Source organism: Alterinioella sp. B-7, from assembly GCF_056857775.1.
This window is the reverse complement of record NZ_JBSXNT010000039.1, coordinates 125,305-142,634: the sequence shown is the minus strand read 5'-3', so window position 1 is coordinate 142,634 and position 17,330 is coordinate 125,305. Positions and strand designations below refer to the sequence as shown.

The following is a 17,330-nucleotide window of genomic DNA, read 5'->3' as shown; positions in this document are numbered from 1 at the left end:
GGTCTGTTCCTCGGGGGTCTGGATACGAAAACGCCGGGCGCTGTCCGGCCCGGCGTCGTGTTTAAAAGCGTGGGGGCGCGAATTCTAGAGGTTACCTTCGGCAATCCGTAGCTGGCGCGCGCGGGTCAGGATCGCATCCTCGACCGCGCGGGCGGTTTCGCGGCTGACCGCGCCGCCGCCCCGTCCCTGAAGCGCCACCCGCAAGCTGCGGGCATCCAGCGCTGGGTCGGTTACGTAGACGGTGGCGCGATAGGCGCGTCCGCCGCCGGGGGGGGTGCCGTAGCCGTAGACGATGACGCCCGAGAACGGATCGGCGGCCTCGATCGGCATGAAGTCGAGAATCTCCAGCGTCGCGTTCCAGATGTAGCGATTCACCTCGACGGTGACGTTGGGGTCATCGTTGTTGTCGAAGAGGTCGAAGATCGTGTCGCGGTTGGGGTCGGGCAGGGCCCCGGATTCGATCAGGCGCTGGCGCGATTCCTGGCTGATCTGCTGGTCGCGGATGCCGCCCGGACCCGACCCGCCACCGCCGCCGAAGCCCGATCCGCCGCCGCCGCAAGCCGCCAGTGCCGTCACCCCAAGCAACATGACCGTGATTTTGCCCTTGAGTCCGAACATGTTACGCCTTGCCTTCCTGTGACCCGCAGTTTTCCGTTAAGCCTTGGTATCGCAGGGCCAATAGTGCGGCAAGGTCTTATAATGCCGGGGCCCGTGCCAGGACTGTGGCATGTCTGCACCACGGTTGTGGCAACATCGCCTTGGCGCCGCCCGATTTCTTGCATTTGCCCGCCCGAAAGTTGAGAGAAGGGCATACCCAATTCGGATGCTCCGATTGGGGAGCTTTTTATCTAACGAGGGAAAAACCATGAAAAAGGTTCTCTTCGCAACGACCGCGCTTGTCGCCACCGCTGGTGTCGCTTCCGCAGAAGTTGCAGTCACCGGTTGGGCTGAAATGGGTCTGTTCGGCGGCGACAACGCCATGGGCATGGGCATCGAAACCCAGTTCTTCACCGACATCGACGTTCTGTTCCGCATGTCCGGCGAAACCGACAATGGCCTGACCTTCGGCGCAGGCGTTGACCTGGACGAAAACGGCGCATTCACCGTCAACGACGATGGCGGCGCGTTCGTCTTCCTGTCCGGCAACTTCGGCACCGTGACCATGGGCGACACCGACGGCGCTCTGGACTGGGCCCTGCAGGAAGCCAACTACGGCAACGCAGGTTCCATCGCGGACGACGAAACCGCACATGCCGGTTATCTGGGTTCCTATGGCGACGGCGCCTATGACGGCCAGATCCTGCGCTATGACAACACCTTCGGCGACTTCGGCGTGGCCCTCTCGGTCGAGATGGACGACACCGGCATGATGGACACCGGCTTTGCCCTCGGCTTCCGCTATGGCATGGACCTGGGCGGCGCAGATGTCGGCTTCGGCGTCGGCTACCAGTTCATCGACGTGGCCAACTACCTGCCCGGCAACCTGAGCTCCATCGCGATCCCCGCTCAGGACTTCGACGGCGAATATGACATCTTCGGCATCAGCGCCAGCGTTGCGTCGAACGGTTTCTCGGCCAACATCGAGTACACCGATTTCGCATCCGACACCGCGGGTGAAGAAGAAGCCAGCCACGTGAGCCTCGGCCTGGGTTACACCACCGGCGCGATCACCGTCTCCGCGAACTACGGCATCTGGGATTACTCCTCGGACGTCGCAGCATTCGACGGCGACATCACCGGCTTCGGTCTGGCAGCAGCCTACGACCTGGGCGGCGGTGCCTCCATCCACGCCGCTTACGGTGTGTCCGACTACAGCGATCTGTCCGGCGTTCCGGCAGCATTCGACGACCTGGAAACCTGGTCGCTCGGCGTCGCACTGTCCTTCTAATCCGCACGGATTATTTGGTAAGGGAAGAGCGGGCTTTATGCCCGCTCTTTTCTTTTGCGTGAACGGGGGGACTTCGCCATGCCGCTTTCCGAGATTACCCAGGCCATCGCCAAGGCCGAATCCGATGCAGGCCGCGCCCCGGGTTCGGTCAAGCTGATCGCGGTCTCCAAGGTGCAGCCCGATGCCCGAGTGCGCGCTGTGCTGGAAGAAGGCCACCGCGTATTCGGTGAGAACCGTGTGCAGGAGGCGGCGGGCAAATGGCCAGGCTTCCGCGAGGCGTTCGACGGGATCGAGCTGCATCTGATCGGCCCGCTGCAAAGCAACAAGGCGCGGCAGGCGTTCGAGCTGTTCGATGCCATTCACACGCTGGACCGGCCCAAGCTGGCCAAACGCTTCGCCGACCTGGCGCAGGAGAGGGGCCACTGCCCCGACCTGATGATCCAGGTAAACACGGGCGAGGAGGACCAGAAGGCCGGTGTCCTGCCTGCCGATGCGGATGATTTCATCGAGATGGCACGAGGGCTGGACCTGCCCGTGAAGGGCCTGATGTGCATCCCGCCGGTCAAGGAGGAGGCGTCCCTGCACTTCGCGCTTCTGGCCAAGATCGCCGCGCGCAACGGGCTGGAGGGGCTGTCGATGGGCATGAGCGCCGATTTCGAGACGGCGATTTCCTTCGGAGCCACCCATATCCGCGTCGGCAGCGCAATTTTCGGTGAGCGCGTGGCAGGGTGAACCCCACCACCCGACATTACCGCACGATCACCCGCGCCCCCGGAGAAACCCGCCGCGTCACCCACAACAGATCGCCCGGATCCATAGCGACACAGCCTTCCGTCGGATATCCCGGCCGGCGCCAGCGATGCAGGAAGATCGCCGAGCCGCGTCCCGGCACCGCGTCGGGCCAGTTCCAATCCGTCAGCAGCACGAGGTCATAGAGCGGATCGGCGCGGCGTAGCCTCTCATGGCTGCCCGCATAGGGCGCGCGGACCAGATGGTTGTACTCCGCCCGCGCCGCATCGTCCGACCACAGGTCGCGCGGCCTGATCGGCACCGCCCAAGCCACGGGCCGTGCCATGCGGTCGGGACGATAGAGGCAGCCCAGGATCCGATGCCCCCCCCGCGGCGTGGCCCCGTCGCCCTCGCGCTTGGTCGATACCAGCCCACCCTTGCCAATGGCGCAGGGAATCACCCGTCCGCCAAAGCGCAGGCCCAACGGCGTCAGCACCATATCGGCGGGGGTCACAGCAGATGCCCCGATTTCGCGGCCTTCACGGCCAGGTAATGCTGGTTGTGCCGGTTCGTGGGCGTGACCAGCGGCACCCGTTCGGTCACCGCGATGCCTTCAGCCTGCAACATCTCGACCTTGCGCGGGTTGTTGGTCATCAGCCGCGCCTGTGAAAATCCCATGCGCCGCAGGATATCGGCCCCGAGGCGGAAATCCCGCTCGTCATCCTCAAAGCCGAGCCGGTGATTGGCCTCGACCGTGTCAAAGCCCTGATCCTGAAGCGAGTAAGCCCGCATCTTGTTGGCAAGGCCAATCCCGCGCCCCTCCTGGTTGAGGTAGAGCAGCACACCTGCCCCCGCCTGTCCCATCGTGGCCAGCGCCGTGCGCAATTGCGGCCCGCAATCGCATTTGAGCGAGCCAAGCACATCGCCGGTGAAACAGGCCGAATGCAGCCGCGCCAGCACCGGCGCGTCGCGGTCGGGGCGGCCCACTTCGATGGCGTAATGCTCCACCCCGCCATTATCGGGGCGGTAGATATGCAGCCGCCCGGCCTCGGCCAGCTCCATCGGCATCCGCGCGGCGGCGACGGGCATCAGCGCGTGGTGCCGGTCCAGATCCTTCCGCGTGGCCTCGGGCACCAGCCGGGTCAGGTGCACCCTCTCGGCAAAGCCCGCCGCATCCGGGACCGCAACGGCGAGGACCGCAGGGAGGAGCTGCGCCGATTTCACCAGCGCAATCGCCAGACGGTGCAGATCGGCCCCGCCCTCCCGCGCGCTGATCAGGGGGCCTTTCATCGGCACGCGCAGATCGTCGGCGGGGTCGGCCACGGCGCGCACCCATCCGGCATCCGCACCCTCGGGCAGGATCAGCCGCGCAAGGTCGCCGTCATAGGCCCGCGCCTTCAACGTCTCGGCGCGGCGCCCCGTGATCGCCAGCACCGGGTCGCCCAGGTTGCGCAGCGCCTCCAGCCGGTGGGGTTGCAGCGTCTCGGCGGCCAGCAGGACCAGCCCGGCGCCCTCACCGCCCAGAATCACCGGCAGACCGACGCGCAGATCGGCCCGCGCCCGTGCGGTCAACTCGGATGGGGTGGGCAGAAAGGGCATTGCGCGGGCCTACGTTCAGACATGACCCCTCCCATGTAGACCGCCCTGTCATGATTTGAAACATTTGCGCACGCCGCGACACGGCTGCGTGAGGTTTTTTTCCGTGCCCTTGCCAGATGGCCCCACCAGCGACATTTCTCATTGAATGCAACGGACAGGAGGGTCCAATGGCGAACCTACGGAAGATACTGCTTGTCGATGACGAGGAAGACCTGCGCGAAGCCCTGTCCGAGCAATTGGTCATGACCGAGGATTTCGACGTGTTCGAGGCCGGCAACGGATCGGAAGCGCTGGAAAAGGCGAAGGAACAGATCTACGACCTCGTCATCCTGGATGTCGGCCTGCCCGATACCGATGGGCGCGAGCTCTGCCGCCTGATGCGCAAGCAGGGCGTCAAGTGCCCGATCCTGATGCTGACCGGCCATGACAGCGACGCCGACACGATCCTTGGTCTCGATGCGGGGGCCAATGACTACGTGTCCAAGCCGTTCAAGTTTCCCGTCCTCCTGGCCCGCATCCGCGCGCAGTTGCGCCAGCACGAGCAATCCGAGGACGCGGTGTTCCAGCTTGGCCCCTACACCTTCAAGCCCGCGATGAAGATGCTGGAGACCGAGGACAACCGGAAGATCCGGCTGACCGAGAAGGAAACCAACATCCTGAAATTCCTCTACCGGGCGCAGGATGGCGTCGTTGCCCGCGACGTGCTGCTGCACGAAGTCTGGGGATACAACGCCGGTGTCACCACCCACACGCTGGAAACCCATATCTACCGGCTGCGCCAGAAGATCGAGCCGGAGCCGTCAAATGCGCGCCTTTTGGTCACAGAAAGTGGCGGATATCGTCTTTTGGCGTGAAATAACCGCTATATCTTGACTATCGGCGATTTCGCCCGCAAGATTTCATTGTGGTCAATGTACCACCTCCCTGTTGGACTGGCCCGACCCGTAACTGGATCGGGCCGTTTTTTGTGAGGGGCTCAGGGGCGTTCGAGCCTGAGGAAGCCGATCCCGTAAAGGAACATTCCGGCCAGCCCGAGGCTTGCGGCCAGGAACGGCGCGCGCAGGGCGGCCTCGCGCCCCAACCCCGGTTCGATCTGGGCCACCAGCACCCCCGCCAACAGCGCCCCGACCGGCATCATGCCCCATCCGAAAAACCGGTAGATCGCGTTGACACGTCCCAGGATCGCCGAGGGGATGAAGCGTTGCCGGTAGGAGACCGTCACCACGTTCCACAGCATCCCGGCGAAGATCCCGAGGAGCTCCCCCGCCGCCACGACGCCTGCGCTGCTGGTCAGAAAGATCGCCAGGTAGGAGAGCGGCATCACCGCAAGCGCCAGACGCAGGCTATGGCGCGGGCCGAGGCGTGCTGCAATCGTGGGGCAGATCAGCCCGCCCAAGACGCCGCCCGCGGCGCCCGCGGTCAGGATCAGGCCGTGGCCGAACGCGCCCAGGCCAAGGATCTCCTGCGAGAACAGCACCAGGAACGTCGCCGCACCGACATGAAGCGCGTTCAACAGGCCCAACATGACGGCGAGTTGCAGGATGATCCTGTGCGCGAACATCCAGGCCAGCCCGTCCCGCATCTCGACCCAGAACCCGGTGCGGATGGCGGGCAGGACGCGGGCCGGAAAGGCGATGGCCCAGACCGACAGCGCCGCCAGCCCGAAGGCCAGCGCATTGAATGAAAACGGCAATGGCAGGGCCAGCGCGATCAGCAACCCGGCCAGCGGCGGCCCGACGAAGGCGCCCATGACCTGCTCGACGCTCCAGATCTGGCCGTTGGCGGTTTCCAGGTCACGCGCCTCGACCAGCATCGGCAACACGGTTTGCGCGGCGTTGTCGCGGAAGACCTCGGCGGTGCCAAGCGCGAAGGCAAGGGCGGCGATGATCCAGATCAGCCGTGTCGCGGAGCCGTCGCCATCGGCGAGGGGCAGGGCGGGCGCACCCAGGATCAGCGCCACGATGCCGAAGGACAGCACAACCCGCGCCAGATCGGCCCGGAACATCAGCGCCTGCCGGTCGGCCCGGTCGGTGATCACGCCGACGGGCAGGGCCAGCAGGAACCAGGGCAGTCGGGTCGCAAAGGCCACAGCCGCGATGTGAAACGGATCACGACTGATCAGTGTCGCCAGCCAGGGCAGCGCCAGCGCCGCGATCCCGTCACCCAGATTGGCCGCCGCCGCCCCCGAAATGAGGAGGCGAAAGCTGCGGTTCCGGCGGATCAGGCGCAATGTCATTGGCCAGCTTTGTCCCCGCGCGAACCCGGATGCAATGCCTTGGGCCGCGCCGTCGGACTTGTCTGCCCTCGCAGATTCCGCCGGGGGCCGGTGCGATCGTCATCCCTGATGCCGGTCATTTCTCCAGATAGAGAACGAAGTGGCATTTCTGGACGTGCTCCTGCCCGCAATCCGCGTTATGACGCCGCAAACCCTCTACCGAAAGGACCGCGCTTCATGCCCTTCACGCTCGCCACCTGGAACATCAACTCGGTCCGGCTGCGCGCCGAACTGGTGGCGCGGCTGATGCGCGAGGAGGGGCCGGATATCCTCTGCCTCCAGGAATGCAAATCACCGGTCGAGAAGATCCCGGTCGAGATTTTCACCAACCTTGGCTACACCCACATGGTTGCGCGCGGGCAGAAGGGCTATAACGGCGTGGCGATCCTGTCGAAGCTGCCGATGGAAGAGGTCGAGGCGCATGACTTCGCCCGGCTCGGCCATGCCCGCCACATCGCGGGACGGCTGGAGAACGGCGTCACCATCCACAATTTCTACGTGCCAGCAGGCGGCGACGTGGCCGACCGCGAGGTGAACGAGAAGTTTGGCCAGAAGCTGGATTACCTGACCGAGATGCGCGATTGGGCGCATGAGACCGCGCCTGAAAAATCCATCCTGGTCGGCGACCTCAACATCGCCCCGCGTGAGGATGATGTCTGGAGCCACAAGCAATTGCTCAAGGTGGTCAGCCACACCTCCGTCGAGGTCGAGCATCTGGGCGCCGCGATGGAGGCCGGTAAATGGGTGGATGTCACCCGTCAGGACATCCCCGAGGGGCAGCTCTATTCCTGGTGGTCCTACCGTGCCCGCGACTGGGACGCCGCCGACAAGGGCCGCAGGCTGGATCACATCTGGGCCACACCCGATATCTCGAACGCGGCCCATTCCAGCCGCATCCTGCGCCCCGTGCGCGGATGGGACAAACCGTCGGACCACGCGCCGGTGCTGGCGACATTCGATCTCTGAGCCGGGGCTTGGCCTATCGGACCTGACTGCCCATATAGGGCGCAACACATTTCAAGAGGGCAAGACATGCTGGAACTTGGTGGAACCGAAAACACCGCCGCCGCCGACCTGATCAAGGACGCGACCGAAGAAACCTTCATGGCCGATGTGGTCGAGGCCAGCCGCGAGGTGCCGGTCATCGTCGATTTCTGGGCGCCCTGGTGCGGGCCCTGCAAGACACTCGGGCCGCAATTGGAGGCCGCCGTGACCGCCGCCAAGGGCAAGGTCAGGATGGTCAAACTGGACGTCGATGCCAACCCGCGACTGGCGCAGGCGCTGGCACAACAGGGGCTGCCGCTGCAATCCATCCCGACCGTCATCGCCTTCCACGAAGGCCGCCCGGTGGACATGTTCCAGGGCGCGGTGCCGCAATCCGAGGTGCAGGCTTTCGTGCAGAAGGCGGCGGCGCTTGCCGGTGACGGGGGCCTGTCCGAGGCGGTCGAGGCCGCCGAGGCGATGCTGGAGGAGGGTGCCGCCGTCGATGCCGCGCAGACCTTCGCCGCGATCCTGGGCGAGGAACCCGAGAATTCCGCCGCCTATGGCGGTCTCATCCGCGCCCATCTGGCGATGGATGAGATCGACCAGGCCGAGGGGCTGCTGGCCTCGGTGCCCGATGCGATCAAGTCCGCAGGCGAGATCGAGGCTGCCCGCGCGCAGCTGGACCTGATGCGCCAGGCCGCCGATGCAGGCCCGCTGGCCGAGCTTTCCGCCGCGGTCGAGGCCAATCCCGACGATCACCAGGCGCGGTTCGACTATGCCAAGGCGCTGCATGCCAATGGGAAGGTGGAAGAGGCCGTCGATCAACTGCTGGACCTTTTCCGCCGGGATCGGGAATGGAATGATGGGGCCGCCAAGGCGCAGCTCTTCACGATATTCGACGCGCTCAAGCCGAATGATCCTGTTGCGCAGAAGGGGCGGCGCAAGCTCAGCTCGATGATATTTGCCTGACGGGGTGCGCCCGCTACATAGTAGGTCATGATGTCCCGCGCCGATCTACCCGCAACGATCCCGATCTTTCCGCTGCCCGGCGCGTTGCTGCTGCCGCGTGCGCGCCTGCCGCTGCACATTTTCGAGCCGCGCTACCTGGCGATGCTGGATGACACGTTGAAAACCGATCACCGGCTGATCGGAATGGTGCAGCCGATGGAAAACCGGTTGCACGATATCGGCTGCGCCGGGCGGCTGACGCAGTTCTCCGAGACCGAGGACGGGCGCTACATGATCACGCTCGGCGGCGTCTCGCGGTTCCGCATCCTGCGCGAGGTCGGTGGCTTCACGCCCTATATCAAGGCCGACGTCCGGTGGGATGGGTTCGAGCGTGACCTCGAGGACGAGGAGACCGACCCCGGCTTCGACCGGCAAACCTTCCTGACCCTGCTGTCGCGCTACTTCACCGCCGCGGGGCTTTCGACCGATTGGGAGTCGCTCAAGGACGCCGATGACGAGTTGCTGATCAACTCGCTCTCGATGCTCTGCCCCTTCGAGGTCGAGGAAAAGCAGGCACTGCTGGAGGCCCCCCGCCTGAGCGACCGGCGCGAGACCATCGCCGCGCTGATGGAGTTCGCCTGCCGGGGCGGATCGGGCGACGAGGTGCTGCAATGAGCGAGACCGGGATCGACCGGAAGATGCTGGAGGCGCTGGTCTGCCCGGTCACGCAGGCCCCGCTGAGCTATGATGCCGACCGGCAGGAGCTGATCAGCCGCGCCGCGAGCCTTGCCTTTCCGATCCGCAATGGCATTCCGATCATGCTGGAGGAAGAGGCGCGGAAACTGGACTGATAACGGTGCAGGCTTGACGCGGCGCGGCGATCCGGGCGAGCTATCGGGCAGGATTTCAGAACCAGAGGATTGCCCCGATGCTAGCCCGATTGCCGCTGCTGATCATACCGTTGATCTTGTATAATATCGTGATGTTCACCGGCCTTGGCGGCGCGGCGGGGTTTCAGGGCGCGCTGTTCACCTTGCCGATGATGTCGGGCGGAAGCTGGACCATGACCATCGCCGATCTGCTGGTGCTGGTCGCGCTCTTCATCCTGTTCATCGAGATCCTGAAATCGACGCGGACGGGCTCCAGTTCGGTGGTCGACCACATGCTGTCCACCCTGGTCTTCGTGCTTTTCCTGGTGGAGTTCCTGCTGGTCTCGGGTGCGTCCACGTCTGTGTTCTTCACGTTGATGGTGATTACGCTGATTGACGTGATGGCGGGGTTCTCGGTCTCGATCCGGGCCGCGGGGCGCGACATCACCATGAGTTGAGGCGGGGGCAAAAGGCGTGACGCCTTTTACGCGGTTTCGAAACAGCGTGGACGGCTCATGTCGACGCGGCTTTTGCCCCGATGGATCACAACGTCCGCCCCTGCATCAGGCGGGGCACATCGCCCTCCAGCCCCGCCGCCTCGCGGATGAAGCGACGGCGCAGGGCGGGCATCGCGTTGACCGCGCCCATGCCAAGATCGCGGCCAAGCCGGAGCAGCGGATTGTCGTTGGAAAAGAGCCGGTTGAACAGATCCGTGGCCGCCGACAGGCTGGCCGTGTCAAAGCGGCGCCAGCCCTGGTAGCGTTCCAGCACGTCGAAGGCGGCGAAATCCTCGCCCCGCCGCCTGGCATCCACCAGCACCTCCGCCAGCGCCGCGACATCCCGCAGCCCCAGGTTCAGGCCCTGCCCCGCGATGGGATGCACCCCATGCGCCGCGTCGCCGATGAGCGCCAGGTGCGGGGCCACGAACCTCTCGGCGATGGTCAGGTTCAGAGGGTAGGAGAACCGTTTTCCGGCCAGCGAAATCTGCCCGAGGAAATCACCGAAGCGGGGGCGCAGCACCTCCAGGTATTCGGCATCATCCAGCGCTTCGATCTCGGTGGCGCGGGCGGTGGTTTCGCTCCAGACGATGGAGGAGCGGTTGCCGGGCAGGGGCAGGATCGCCAGCGGCCCCGCGGGCATGAAGAACTGATGCGCGATGCCGTGATGCGGTTTCTCATGCGCCAATGAACAGACCAGCGCGGTCTGCCCGTAATCCCACCCTTGACGCTTGATCCCGGCGCGCTCCGCCACGCCCGAACGTCGGCCATCGGCGCCGACCAGCAGCCGCCCGGTCAGCACTTCGCCGGTCTCCAGTGTCACCGTGGCGGGGCCCTCGGTGGTCTGATGGACAACCCGCGCGCCGGGCATGTGGGTGATCAGCGGCTCGGCCTCCATCCGGGCCAGCAGCGCCTGACGCAGGAACCGATCCTCAAGCATGTGGCCCATCGGGCCTTCCTCGATCTCGGCATGGTCGAAATGCAGGAAGAAGGGGGCAGGCCCCTCGCCCGCGCGCCCGTCGCTGGCCTTGATCTCCAGCATCGGCTGCGCGTTATCTGACAGCCCCTCCCACAGCCCCAGGGCACGCAGCATCCGAACCGAGGCCAGCGCCAGCGCGTAGGACCGCCCGTCGAATGTGTCGGCATCGCGGGCCTCAGAGGGCAGCGCGTCGATCACGACGCTGCTTATCCCTGCGCTGGCCAGGGCGATGGCCAGGCATGGCCCGTTCAGCCCGCCGCCGACAATCAGGATATCCGTCTTTACCGTCATGCCCTGCAATATGGCCGCTTGGCCGGGATTGTCCATTGCAAGAGGGGCGGGTAGCGTGCCCCGCGACAAGATGGCGGATGAGGGCACAGGGACATGCGGGACGATTGGCAGAGCCTCGGGGCGGCAGAGCTTGGCCGGGCTATTGGCACGGGCGAGGTGGACCCGGTGGAGGTGACGGAAGGCTATCTTGCGGCCATCAAGGGCCATGAGTTCCGCGACCGGATCTACTCCGCCGTGACCGCCGACCGTGCCCGCGTCGAGGCCGAGGCCGCGTCGAAACGCGCGAAACAGGGCGCGAGGCTTGGCCTGCTGGACGGGGTGCCGATCAGCTGGAAGGATCTTTTCGACAGCGCTGGCGTGGCAACGGAATCGGGCACGAAACTGCTGGAGGGCAGGGTGCCGGACGCCGATGCCGAGGTGCTGGCGCGCGCGACGCGGGCGGGGCTGATCTGCCTCGGCAAGACGCATATGAGCGAATTCGCCTTCTCGGGTCTCGGCCTCAACCCCTGCACGCAGACCCCGCCCAATATCCACAATCCCAAACTGGTGCCGGGCGGCTCGTCCTCGGGGGCTGCGGCCTCCATCGCCTGGGGGCTGGCGGCGGCGGGAATCGGCTCGGATACCGGCGGATCGGTGCGCATCCCGGCGGCGTTCAACGATCTCGTGGGGCTCAAGACCACCTCCGGGCGGCTCAGCCTCAAGGGGGTGGTGCCGCTCTGCGACCGCTTCGACACGGTCGGCCCGCTGGCCCGCACGGTCGAGGATTGCGCCGAATTGCTGGCGGTGCTGGAAGACGGCAAAGCCACCGATCTTCGCGGCGCGACCCTGCAAGGCGCGCGGTTCCTTGTGCTCACCACCTATACCGACGACGCCCGCGCGGAACCGGCGGCGGGCTTCACCCATGCGCTGGACCGGCTGGCACAGGCGGGCGCGCAGATCACCCGCGGCACCGTCGAGGGTATCGAAGAGGCGATGGACATGTCGCCGATCCTCTTCACCTCCGAGGCCTACGGCATCTGGAAAGACGTGATCGAGGCCGCGCCGGAGAAGATGTTCGGCCGCATCCTGGACCGCTTCCGGCAGGGCGCACAGTTCTCGGCCCCCGACTATATCGCGGCCTGGCGGCGGCTGGAGGTTTTGCGCGCAAGCTGGCAGGCCCAGGTGGCGGAATATGACGCGGTGCTGCTGCCGACCGCCCCCATCCTGCCGCCCGAGATCGACCGGCTGATGACCGATGACGATTATTACGTCACCGAAAACCTGCTGACCCTGCGCAATACGCGGGTGGGTAACCTGATGGGTCTGGCGGGCCTGTCCCTGCCGACCGGCATCCCGGGCACCGGCATCATGGCGCTTGGCCGTCCGATGGGCGAGGATCACCTGCTGCGCGTCGGCGCTGCGATGGAGGCGGCCTTGGCCTGAAGGACACAGGCCCCTGACCGAATTGCCAAATCCGCGCGCGTTTTTCTGGACCCGACGGGACTTGCACGGTAGCTTGCGGTCATAACAGGGCGATAAACGATCCTGACCTGAGGCAGACATGACCTTCCCAGAGCGGTTTTCGGACCTGCCAGAATACGCGTTTCCGCGATTGCGGAGCTTGCTCGATTCCCACACACCGGGGGCCGAGCCGATTGTCATGACCATCGGCGAGCCGCAGCACGCGATCCCCGATTGGGTGCCCGACGTGATCGCGGAAAACACCGCGCTTTTCGGGAAATACCCCCCGAACGAGGGCACACCGGCCTTGCGTGAGGCCGTCGCCGGATGGGTGCAGCGCCGCTATGGCGTCACGATCGACCCCGCCCGGCAGATACTGCCCCTGAACGGCACACGCGAAGGGCTGTTCAACGCCTGCATCGCGCTGTGTCCCGAAACGAAGAACGGCAAGCAGCCCGTGGTGCTGACGCCGAACCCGTTTTACCAGGTCTATGCCGTGGCGGCGTTGGCAGTGGGGGCCGAGCCGGTCTTCGTGCCCGCGACCGACGCCACCGGCAACCTGCCCGATTACGCCAGCCTGCCCGAGGATGTCTTGAACCGCGTGGCCGTGGCCTATATCTGCTCGCCCGCCAATCCGCAGGGCGCCGTGGCCAGCCCCGATTACTGGGCCGAGCTGATCGGGTTGGCCGAAAAGTACGATTTCCAGATCTTCTCGGACGAATGCTATTCCGAGATCTACCGCGACACGGCCCCGACCGGGGCGCTGGAGATGGCCGCGCGACTGGGGGCGGACCCCGAACGGGTGGTGTTGTTCAACTCGCTCTCCAAGCGGTCGAACCTGGCGGGCTTGCGGTCGGGCATTGCCGTTGGCGGGCCGAAATCGGTGGCGCGGTTGCAGCAGTTGCGCAACTATGCGGGCGCGCCGCTGCCGGGGCCGTTGCAGGCCGTGGCCGCGCGGGCCTGGGGCGATGAGGATCATGTGATCGCAAATCGGGCGCTTTACCAAGAAAAGTATCGCGTGGCCGATGACATCCTGGGATCGGTGCAAGGCTACAGATCGCCCGAGGCCGGGTTCTTCCTGTGGCTGCCGGTCGATGACGCGGAAGCGGCGACACTGAAACTCTGGCGCGAGGTGGGGGTGCGGGTGCTGCCCGGCCACTACCTGGCGCGCGAAGTTAACGGAACCACCCCCGGCGCGGACCGTATCCGCGTCGCGATGGTGGCGGAAAAAAACGAGATGGCGGCGGGGCTGATCAAGCTGCGCGATGCCCTCTATTGATGGTGAGGTGACGGGACAATGGCGTATCAGACCAGACAGAGGGATCCTCTGCTCGACAGCAACATGCGCGCGGCGCTGGAAAAGCGCGGGCGCGAGGGGGCGGGGATCGTCCTGATCCTGTTCGGGCTGGCGCTGTTCCTGATGCTGGTCTCATACGTGCCGGATGACCCGAACTGGTGGGCCGCGACCGATGCGGTGCCGGAAAACCTGCTTGGCCGCTTCGGCGCCTCGATGTCGGCGATCATGATGCTGATCGTCGGGTGGGGGGCCTATTTCCTCGCCTTCGGATTGATTGTCTGGGGCGTGCGTCTGGCGGCCCATATCGGCGTAGACCGATCGGTGTCGCGCATCATTTTCCTGCCCATCCCCGTGGCGATTGCCGCAATCTACGCCGCGACGCATCAGCCGCCGGCGACCTGGGGCCAGAGCTATGGGTTGGGGGGGCTCTTCGGCGACACGATCCTTGGCGCGCTTCTGAACGTGATGCCGCTGGCGGCGGCGGCGGGGCTGAAACTCCTGGCCGCGCTCAGCTTTTTCGGATTGCTGTTCCTGGGTCTCTTCGTGCTCGGCTTCAACAAGGCCGAGGTGAAGAAGGGCCTGCGCTTCATGCTTCTGGGACTGGTCGCCACCATCGGCTGGATCGGGACGCTCTTCGGTCAGGCGGGCCGCGGGGCGGGGCACGCCGCGATGGAGATGCGCGCGCGCCGCCAGATGCGCAGCCGTGCCCGTGCCGAGGCGGAGGCCATGATCGAGGAGGATTTCGCGGTCGAGGAGATCGACGTGGCGCAGGCCGAGGGGCGCCCGCGGGGCAGCCTCCTGGACCGGATGCCGATCCTGCGCCGCGACCGCGCGCCCGAACCCGAGCCGGAACTGGTCGAGCCCGCCCCCGTCGCGCCGCGCCACATTGAAGCCCCGTCCGATGACCGCATCCGCGAGAAGATCGCCGATGTGATCAAGTCCCGCGTACGCCGCCCTGCCGATGCCGAGCCCCCGCAGGAAAAGCCGCGCTCGGCCGTTTCCGCCGCCGTCGAGGCGCGTCGGGCAAATCACCTGTCGGCGCGGGTGGAGACACCCCACACCGCCGGTTTGCGGATGGAGCCGCCCCTGACCGCCGCGCATCAGCGCAAGGTCGAGGAACAGGCCGAACGGGTCATGTCGCATTACGAGGATGTCACCCTTGCGCTGGAACCCGAGGCGCCGGTTGAATCGATCCCCCTGCCGCATTCCGAGCGCACCGCCGCGCATGCGGCCCCCTCGATCCCGGTGGCCGAGCCCAAGCGCGTCGTGCAGCACATCCAGCGCCGCAGCCTGCCGCAATCGCGCAGCGCGCGCGCCGAGGCGCAGCCGACCCTGCCGCTGGAAGACAAACCGCAGCTGGAGTATGAATTCCCGCCGCTGTCGCTGCTCAGCAACCCGGCCGAGATCACCCGCCATCACCTCAGCGACGAGGCGCTGGAGGAAAACGCCCGGATGCTTGAAAACGTGCTGGACGATTACGGCGTCAAGGGCGAGATCGTCAGCGTCCGCCCCGGCCCCGTCGTCACCATGTATGAACTGGAACCGGCCCCCGGCCTCAAGGCCAGCCGGGTGATCGGCCTGGCTGACGATATCGCGCGGTCGATGTCGGCGCTATCGGCGCGTGTTTCGACCGTGCCGGGGCGCTCGGTCATTGGTATCGAACTGCCCAATGCGCAGCGCGAAAAGGTGGTCCTGCGCGAGATCCTGGCAGGCCGCGATTTCGGCGACGGCACGCATAAGCTGCCGCTGGCGCTTGGCAAGGATATCGGCGGCGATCCCATCGTGGCGAATCTGGCCAAGATGCCCCATCTTCTGATCGCTGGCACCACCGGCTCGGGCAAGTCCGTGGCGATCAACACCATGATCCTGAGCCTTCTCTACAAGCTCAGCCCCGAAGATTGCCGGATGATCATGATCGACCCCAAGATGCTGGAACTTTCCGTCTATGACGGCATTCCGCACCTCCTGTCCCCCGTCGTGACCGACCCGAAAAAGGCGGTTGTTGCCCTGAAATGGGTCGTGGGCGAGATGGAGGAGCGCTATCGCAAGATGTCCAAGATGGGCGTGCGTAATATCGACGGCTACAATTCGCGCGTTGCCGATGCCGTGCGCAAGGGCGAGATGTTCAGCCGCACGGTGCAGACCGGTTTCGACGACGAGACCGGCGAACCGGTCTTCGAGACCGAGGAGTTCGCGCCCGAGAAAATGCCCTTCATCGTCGTCATCGTCGATGAGATGGCCGACCTGATGATGGTCGCGGGCAAAGAGATCGAGGCCTGCATCCAGCGCCTGGCGCAGATGGCACGCGCGAGCGGTATCCACCTTGTCATGGCCACGCAGCGCCCCTCGGTCGATGTGATCACCGGCACGATCAAGGCCAACTTCCCGACCCGGATCAGCTTCCACGTCACGTCCAAGATCGACAGCCGGACCATCCTGGGCGAACAGGGGGCCGAGCAGCTTCTGGGCATGGGCGACATGCTGTTCATGGCCGGCGGTTCCAGGATCACCCGCGTCCACGGGCCGTTTGTCAGCGACGAGGAGGTCGAGGAGATCGTCAGCCACCTCAAGAGCTTCGGACCCCCCGATTACGCGGCAAGCGTGCTGGACGGCCCCGATGACGAGCGCGAGGGCGATATCGACGCGGTTCTTGGCCTTGGCGGCAACACCAATTCCGAGGATGCGCTCTATGATCAGGCCGTCGCCATCGTGATCAAGGATCGCAAATGCTCCACCTCCTATATCCAGCGCAAGCTGGCCATCGGCTATAACAAGGCCGCGCGGCTGGTCGAGCAGATGGAGGACCAGGGGCTGATCTCAAGCGCCAACCATGTCGGCAAGCGCGAGGTTCTGGTGCCTGAGCAATAATGCGCCGGATGGCGCTTGCGTGAGGTGCAAACCGGGATTTCCGTGCTTAGATACAGGTCATGAAACAGATCATCCTTGCCGCGGCCCTGTCTGCCGCCACCGCCCTTCCCGCCCTCGCCGAACGCATCCCGCTGTCGGACCTGTCGGGCTATATCAACGGGATCCGCCGTGCCCAGGCCGAGTTCACCCAGATCAGCGATGATGGTGCGATCGCGACGGGAACGCTCTACATGCACCGGCCTGGCCGGATGCGGTTCGAATATGCGGGGGATGAGCAGTTGCTGGTGATCGCAGGCGGCGGGCAGGTGGCAATCTTCGATGGCCGCGCCAACACCGCGCCCGAGCAATACCCGCTGCGCCGGACGCCGCTGAACCTGATCCTGGCGCGGAATGTGGACCTCAGCCGGTCGGGCATGATCATTGCGCATGAGGATGACGGCACCTCGACCCGCGTTGTGGCGCAAGACCCCGACGACCCCGAAATCGGCCAGATCGAGATGGTCTTCACCGATGACCCGATCGAGCTGCGCCAGTGGATCATCACCGACGCCAACGGCTATGAGACAACGGTGATCCTGGGCGACATGCAGGAGGGGATCTCGACCCCCTCGCGTTATTTCAACATCCCCGCCGAGATGCGGGCGCGGGGCCTGAGCGAGTAGGACG

Annotated in this window: 17 protein-coding genes; 12 read left to right on the top strand and 5 right to left on the bottom strand. The window is 65.6% G+C overall.

Going from position 1 to position 17,330, the window contains the following annotated elements; translation table 11 throughout:
• Positions 1–84: 84 nt before the first annotated feature.
• Complete coding sequence (locus tag AC13C7_RS15625; protein WP_172320434.1) at positions 85–618, bottom strand: DUF3576 domain-containing protein; 534 nt, start codon at positions 616–618, stop codon at positions 85–87.
• 247 nt (positions 619–865) lie between these two features.
• Between AC13C7_RS15625 and AC13C7_RS15620 the strand changes: the two genes are divergently transcribed.
• Positions 866–1,888, top strand: coding sequence for a porin (locus AC13C7_RS15620; protein ID WP_482868037.1), 1,023 nt, complete (start codon positions 866–868; stop codon positions 1,886–1,888).
• A 78-nt stretch (positions 1,889–1,966) separates the two neighbouring features.
• On the top strand, positions 1,967–2,620 hold the full coding sequence (locus AC13C7_RS15615; RefSeq protein ID WP_482868036.1) for a YggS family pyridoxal phosphate-dependent enzyme: 654 nt from the start codon (positions 1,967–1,969) through the stop codon (positions 2,618–2,620).
• A 16-nt stretch (positions 2,621–2,636) separates the two neighbouring features.
• Here the strand turns inward: AC13C7_RS15615 and AC13C7_RS15610 are convergent, their stop codons facing one another.
• The gene (locus AC13C7_RS15610) at positions 2,637–3,131 is read right to left on the bottom strand and encodes a L,D-transpeptidase family protein (protein WP_482868035.1); all 495 of its coding nucleotides are present in this window, start codon (positions 3,129–3,131) and stop codon (positions 2,637–2,639) included.
• Positions 3,128–4,216, bottom strand: coding sequence for a GTP cyclohydrolase II (gene ribA, locus AC13C7_RS15605; protein WP_446122115.1), 1,089 nt, complete (start codon positions 4,214–4,216; stop codon positions 3,128–3,130). Before ribA ends, AC13C7_RS15610 begins: the two co-directional genes overlap by 4 nt.
• A 167-nt stretch (positions 4,217–4,383) precedes the next feature.
• Between ribA and AC13C7_RS15600 the strand changes: the two genes are divergently transcribed.
• Positions 4,384–5,070 (top strand): response regulator transcription factor, encoded by a 687-nt coding sequence (locus AC13C7_RS15600; RefSeq protein ID WP_446122114.1) that lies wholly within the window; start codon positions 4,384–4,386, stop codon positions 5,068–5,070.
• Between the two features lie 122 nt (positions 5,071–5,192).
• On the opposite strand, the gene AC13C7_RS15595 is transcribed toward AC13C7_RS15600, so the two are convergent.
• The gene (locus tag AC13C7_RS15595; protein ID WP_482868034.1) at positions 5,193–6,452 is read right to left on the bottom strand and encodes an MFS transporter; all 1,260 of its coding nucleotides are present in this window, start codon (positions 6,450–6,452) and stop codon (positions 5,193–5,195) included.
• Positions 6,453–6,668: 216 nt separating this feature from the next.
• Here AC13C7_RS15595 and AC13C7_RS15590 point away from each other — a divergent pair, with 216 nt between their 5' ends.
• From AC13C7_RS15590 to AC13C7_RS15570, 5 genes are all read left to right on the top strand, one after another.
• Complete coding sequence (locus tag AC13C7_RS15590; protein ID WP_482868033.1) at positions 6,669–7,457, top strand: exodeoxyribonuclease III; 789 nt, start codon at positions 6,669–6,671, stop codon at positions 7,455–7,457.
• Between the two features lie 66 nt (positions 7,458–7,523).
• The gene (locus tag AC13C7_RS15585; RefSeq protein ID WP_482868032.1) at positions 7,524–8,444 is read left to right on the top strand and encodes a tetratricopeptide repeat protein; all 921 of its coding nucleotides are present in this window, start codon (positions 7,524–7,526) and stop codon (positions 8,442–8,444) included.
• A 27-nt stretch (positions 8,445–8,471) separates the two neighbouring features.
• Positions 8,472–9,098 carry an LON peptidase substrate-binding domain-containing protein gene (locus tag AC13C7_RS15580; protein ID WP_172320442.1) on the top strand — a complete coding sequence of 209 codons (627 nt, stop codon included), beginning with the start codon at positions 8,472–8,474 and terminating at the stop codon, positions 9,096–9,098.
• Positions 9,095–9,274: a Trm112 family protein gene (locus tag AC13C7_RS15575; RefSeq protein WP_172320443.1), complete on the top strand. Its 180-nt coding sequence runs from the start codon at positions 9,095–9,097 to the stop codon at positions 9,272–9,274. The genes AC13C7_RS15580 and AC13C7_RS15575 overlap by 4 nt, the downstream gene beginning before the upstream one ends.
• Before the next feature lie 77 nt (positions 9,275–9,351).
• Positions 9,352–9,750: a hypothetical protein gene (locus AC13C7_RS15570; protein ID WP_172320444.1), complete on the top strand. Its 399-nt coding sequence runs from the start codon at positions 9,352–9,354 to the stop codon at positions 9,748–9,750.
• An 85-nt stretch (positions 9,751–9,835) separates the two neighbouring features.
• Here AC13C7_RS15570 and AC13C7_RS15565 read toward each other — a convergent pair whose 3' ends face one another.
• Complete coding sequence (locus AC13C7_RS15565; protein ID WP_482868031.1) at positions 9,836–11,095, bottom strand: UbiH/UbiF/VisC/COQ6 family ubiquinone biosynthesis hydroxylase; 1,260 nt, start codon at positions 11,093–11,095, stop codon at positions 9,836–9,838.
• 57 nt (positions 11,096–11,152) lie between these two features.
• On the opposite strand from AC13C7_RS15565, the gene AC13C7_RS15560 reads away from it, so the two are divergent.
• The 4 genes from AC13C7_RS15560 to AC13C7_RS15545 all read left to right on the top strand — a co-directional run bounded on the left by AC13C7_RS15560 (position 11,153) and on the right by AC13C7_RS15545 (position 17,326).
• The gene (locus AC13C7_RS15560) at positions 11,153–12,481 is read left to right on the top strand and encodes an amidase (RefSeq protein ID WP_482868030.1); all 1,329 of its coding nucleotides are present in this window, start codon (positions 11,153–11,155) and stop codon (positions 12,479–12,481) included.
• Positions 12,482–12,599: 118 nt separating this feature from the next.
• Positions 12,600–13,778: an aminotransferase class I/II-fold pyridoxal phosphate-dependent enzyme gene (locus AC13C7_RS15555; protein WP_172320447.1), complete on the top strand. Its 1,179-nt coding sequence runs from the start codon at positions 12,600–12,602 to the stop codon at positions 13,776–13,778.
• 18 nt (positions 13,779–13,796) lie between these two features.
• Complete coding sequence (locus tag AC13C7_RS15550) at positions 13,797–16,664, top strand: DNA translocase FtsK (protein ID WP_172320448.1); 2,868 nt, start codon at positions 13,797–13,799, stop codon at positions 16,662–16,664.
• A gap of 59 nt (positions 16,665–16,723) precedes the next feature.
• A complete protein-coding gene (locus AC13C7_RS15545) occupies positions 16,724–17,326 on the top strand; it encodes a LolA family protein (RefSeq protein ID WP_474889320.1) in 603 nt (200 codons plus the stop codon).
• Positions 17,327–17,330 lie beyond the last annotated feature (4 nt).

Excerpts from the sequence above, each read along its gene's own strand:
- AC13C7_RS15625 (WP_172320434.1), bottom strand. The coding sequence starts at position 618 with ATGTTCGGACTCAAGGGCAAAATCACGGTCATGTTGCTTGGGGTGACG.
- AC13C7_RS15620 (WP_482868037.1), top strand. The coding sequence starts at position 866 with ATGAAAAAGGTTCTCTTCGCAACGACCGCGCTTGTCGCCACCGCTGGT.
- AC13C7_RS15615 (WP_482868036.1), top strand. The coding sequence starts at position 1,967 with ATGCCGCTTTCCGAGATTACCCAGGCCATCGCCAAGGCCGAATCCGAT.
- ribA (WP_446122115.1), bottom strand. The coding sequence starts at position 4,216 with ATGCCCTTTCTGCCCACCCCATCCGAGTTGACCGCACGGGCGCGGGCC.
- AC13C7_RS15600 (WP_446122114.1), top strand. The coding sequence starts at position 4,384 with ATGGCGAACCTACGGAAGATACTGCTTGTCGATGACGAGGAAGACCTG.
- AC13C7_RS15595 (WP_482868034.1), bottom strand. The coding sequence starts at position 6,452 with ATGACATTGCGCCTGATCCGCCGGAACCGCAGCTTTCGCCTCCTCATT.
- AC13C7_RS15590 (WP_482868033.1), top strand. The coding sequence starts at position 6,669 with ATGCCCTTCACGCTCGCCACCTGGAACATCAACTCGGTCCGGCTGCGC.
- AC13C7_RS15585 (WP_482868032.1), top strand. The coding sequence starts at position 7,524 with ATGCTGGAACTTGGTGGAACCGAAAACACCGCCGCCGCCGACCTGATC.
- AC13C7_RS15580 (WP_172320442.1), top strand. The coding sequence starts at position 8,472 with ATGATGTCCCGCGCCGATCTACCCGCAACGATCCCGATCTTTCCGCTG.
- AC13C7_RS15575 (WP_172320443.1), top strand. The coding sequence starts at position 9,095 with ATGAGCGAGACCGGGATCGACCGGAAGATGCTGGAGGCGCTGGTCTGC.
- AC13C7_RS15570 (WP_172320444.1), top strand. The coding sequence starts at position 9,352 with ATGCTAGCCCGATTGCCGCTGCTGATCATACCGTTGATCTTGTATAAT.
- AC13C7_RS15565 (WP_482868031.1), bottom strand. The coding sequence starts at position 11,095 with ATGGACAATCCCGGCCAAGCGGCCATATTGCAGGGCATGACGGTAAAG.
- AC13C7_RS15560 (WP_482868030.1), top strand. The coding sequence starts at position 11,153 with ATGCGGGACGATTGGCAGAGCCTCGGGGCGGCAGAGCTTGGCCGGGCT.
- AC13C7_RS15555 (WP_172320447.1), top strand. The coding sequence starts at position 12,600 with ATGACCTTCCCAGAGCGGTTTTCGGACCTGCCAGAATACGCGTTTCCG.
- AC13C7_RS15550 (WP_172320448.1), top strand. The coding sequence starts at position 13,797 with ATGGCGTATCAGACCAGACAGAGGGATCCTCTGCTCGACAGCAACATG.
- AC13C7_RS15545 (WP_474889320.1), top strand. The coding sequence starts at position 16,724 with ATGAAACAGATCATCCTTGCCGCGGCCCTGTCTGCCGCCACCGCCCTT.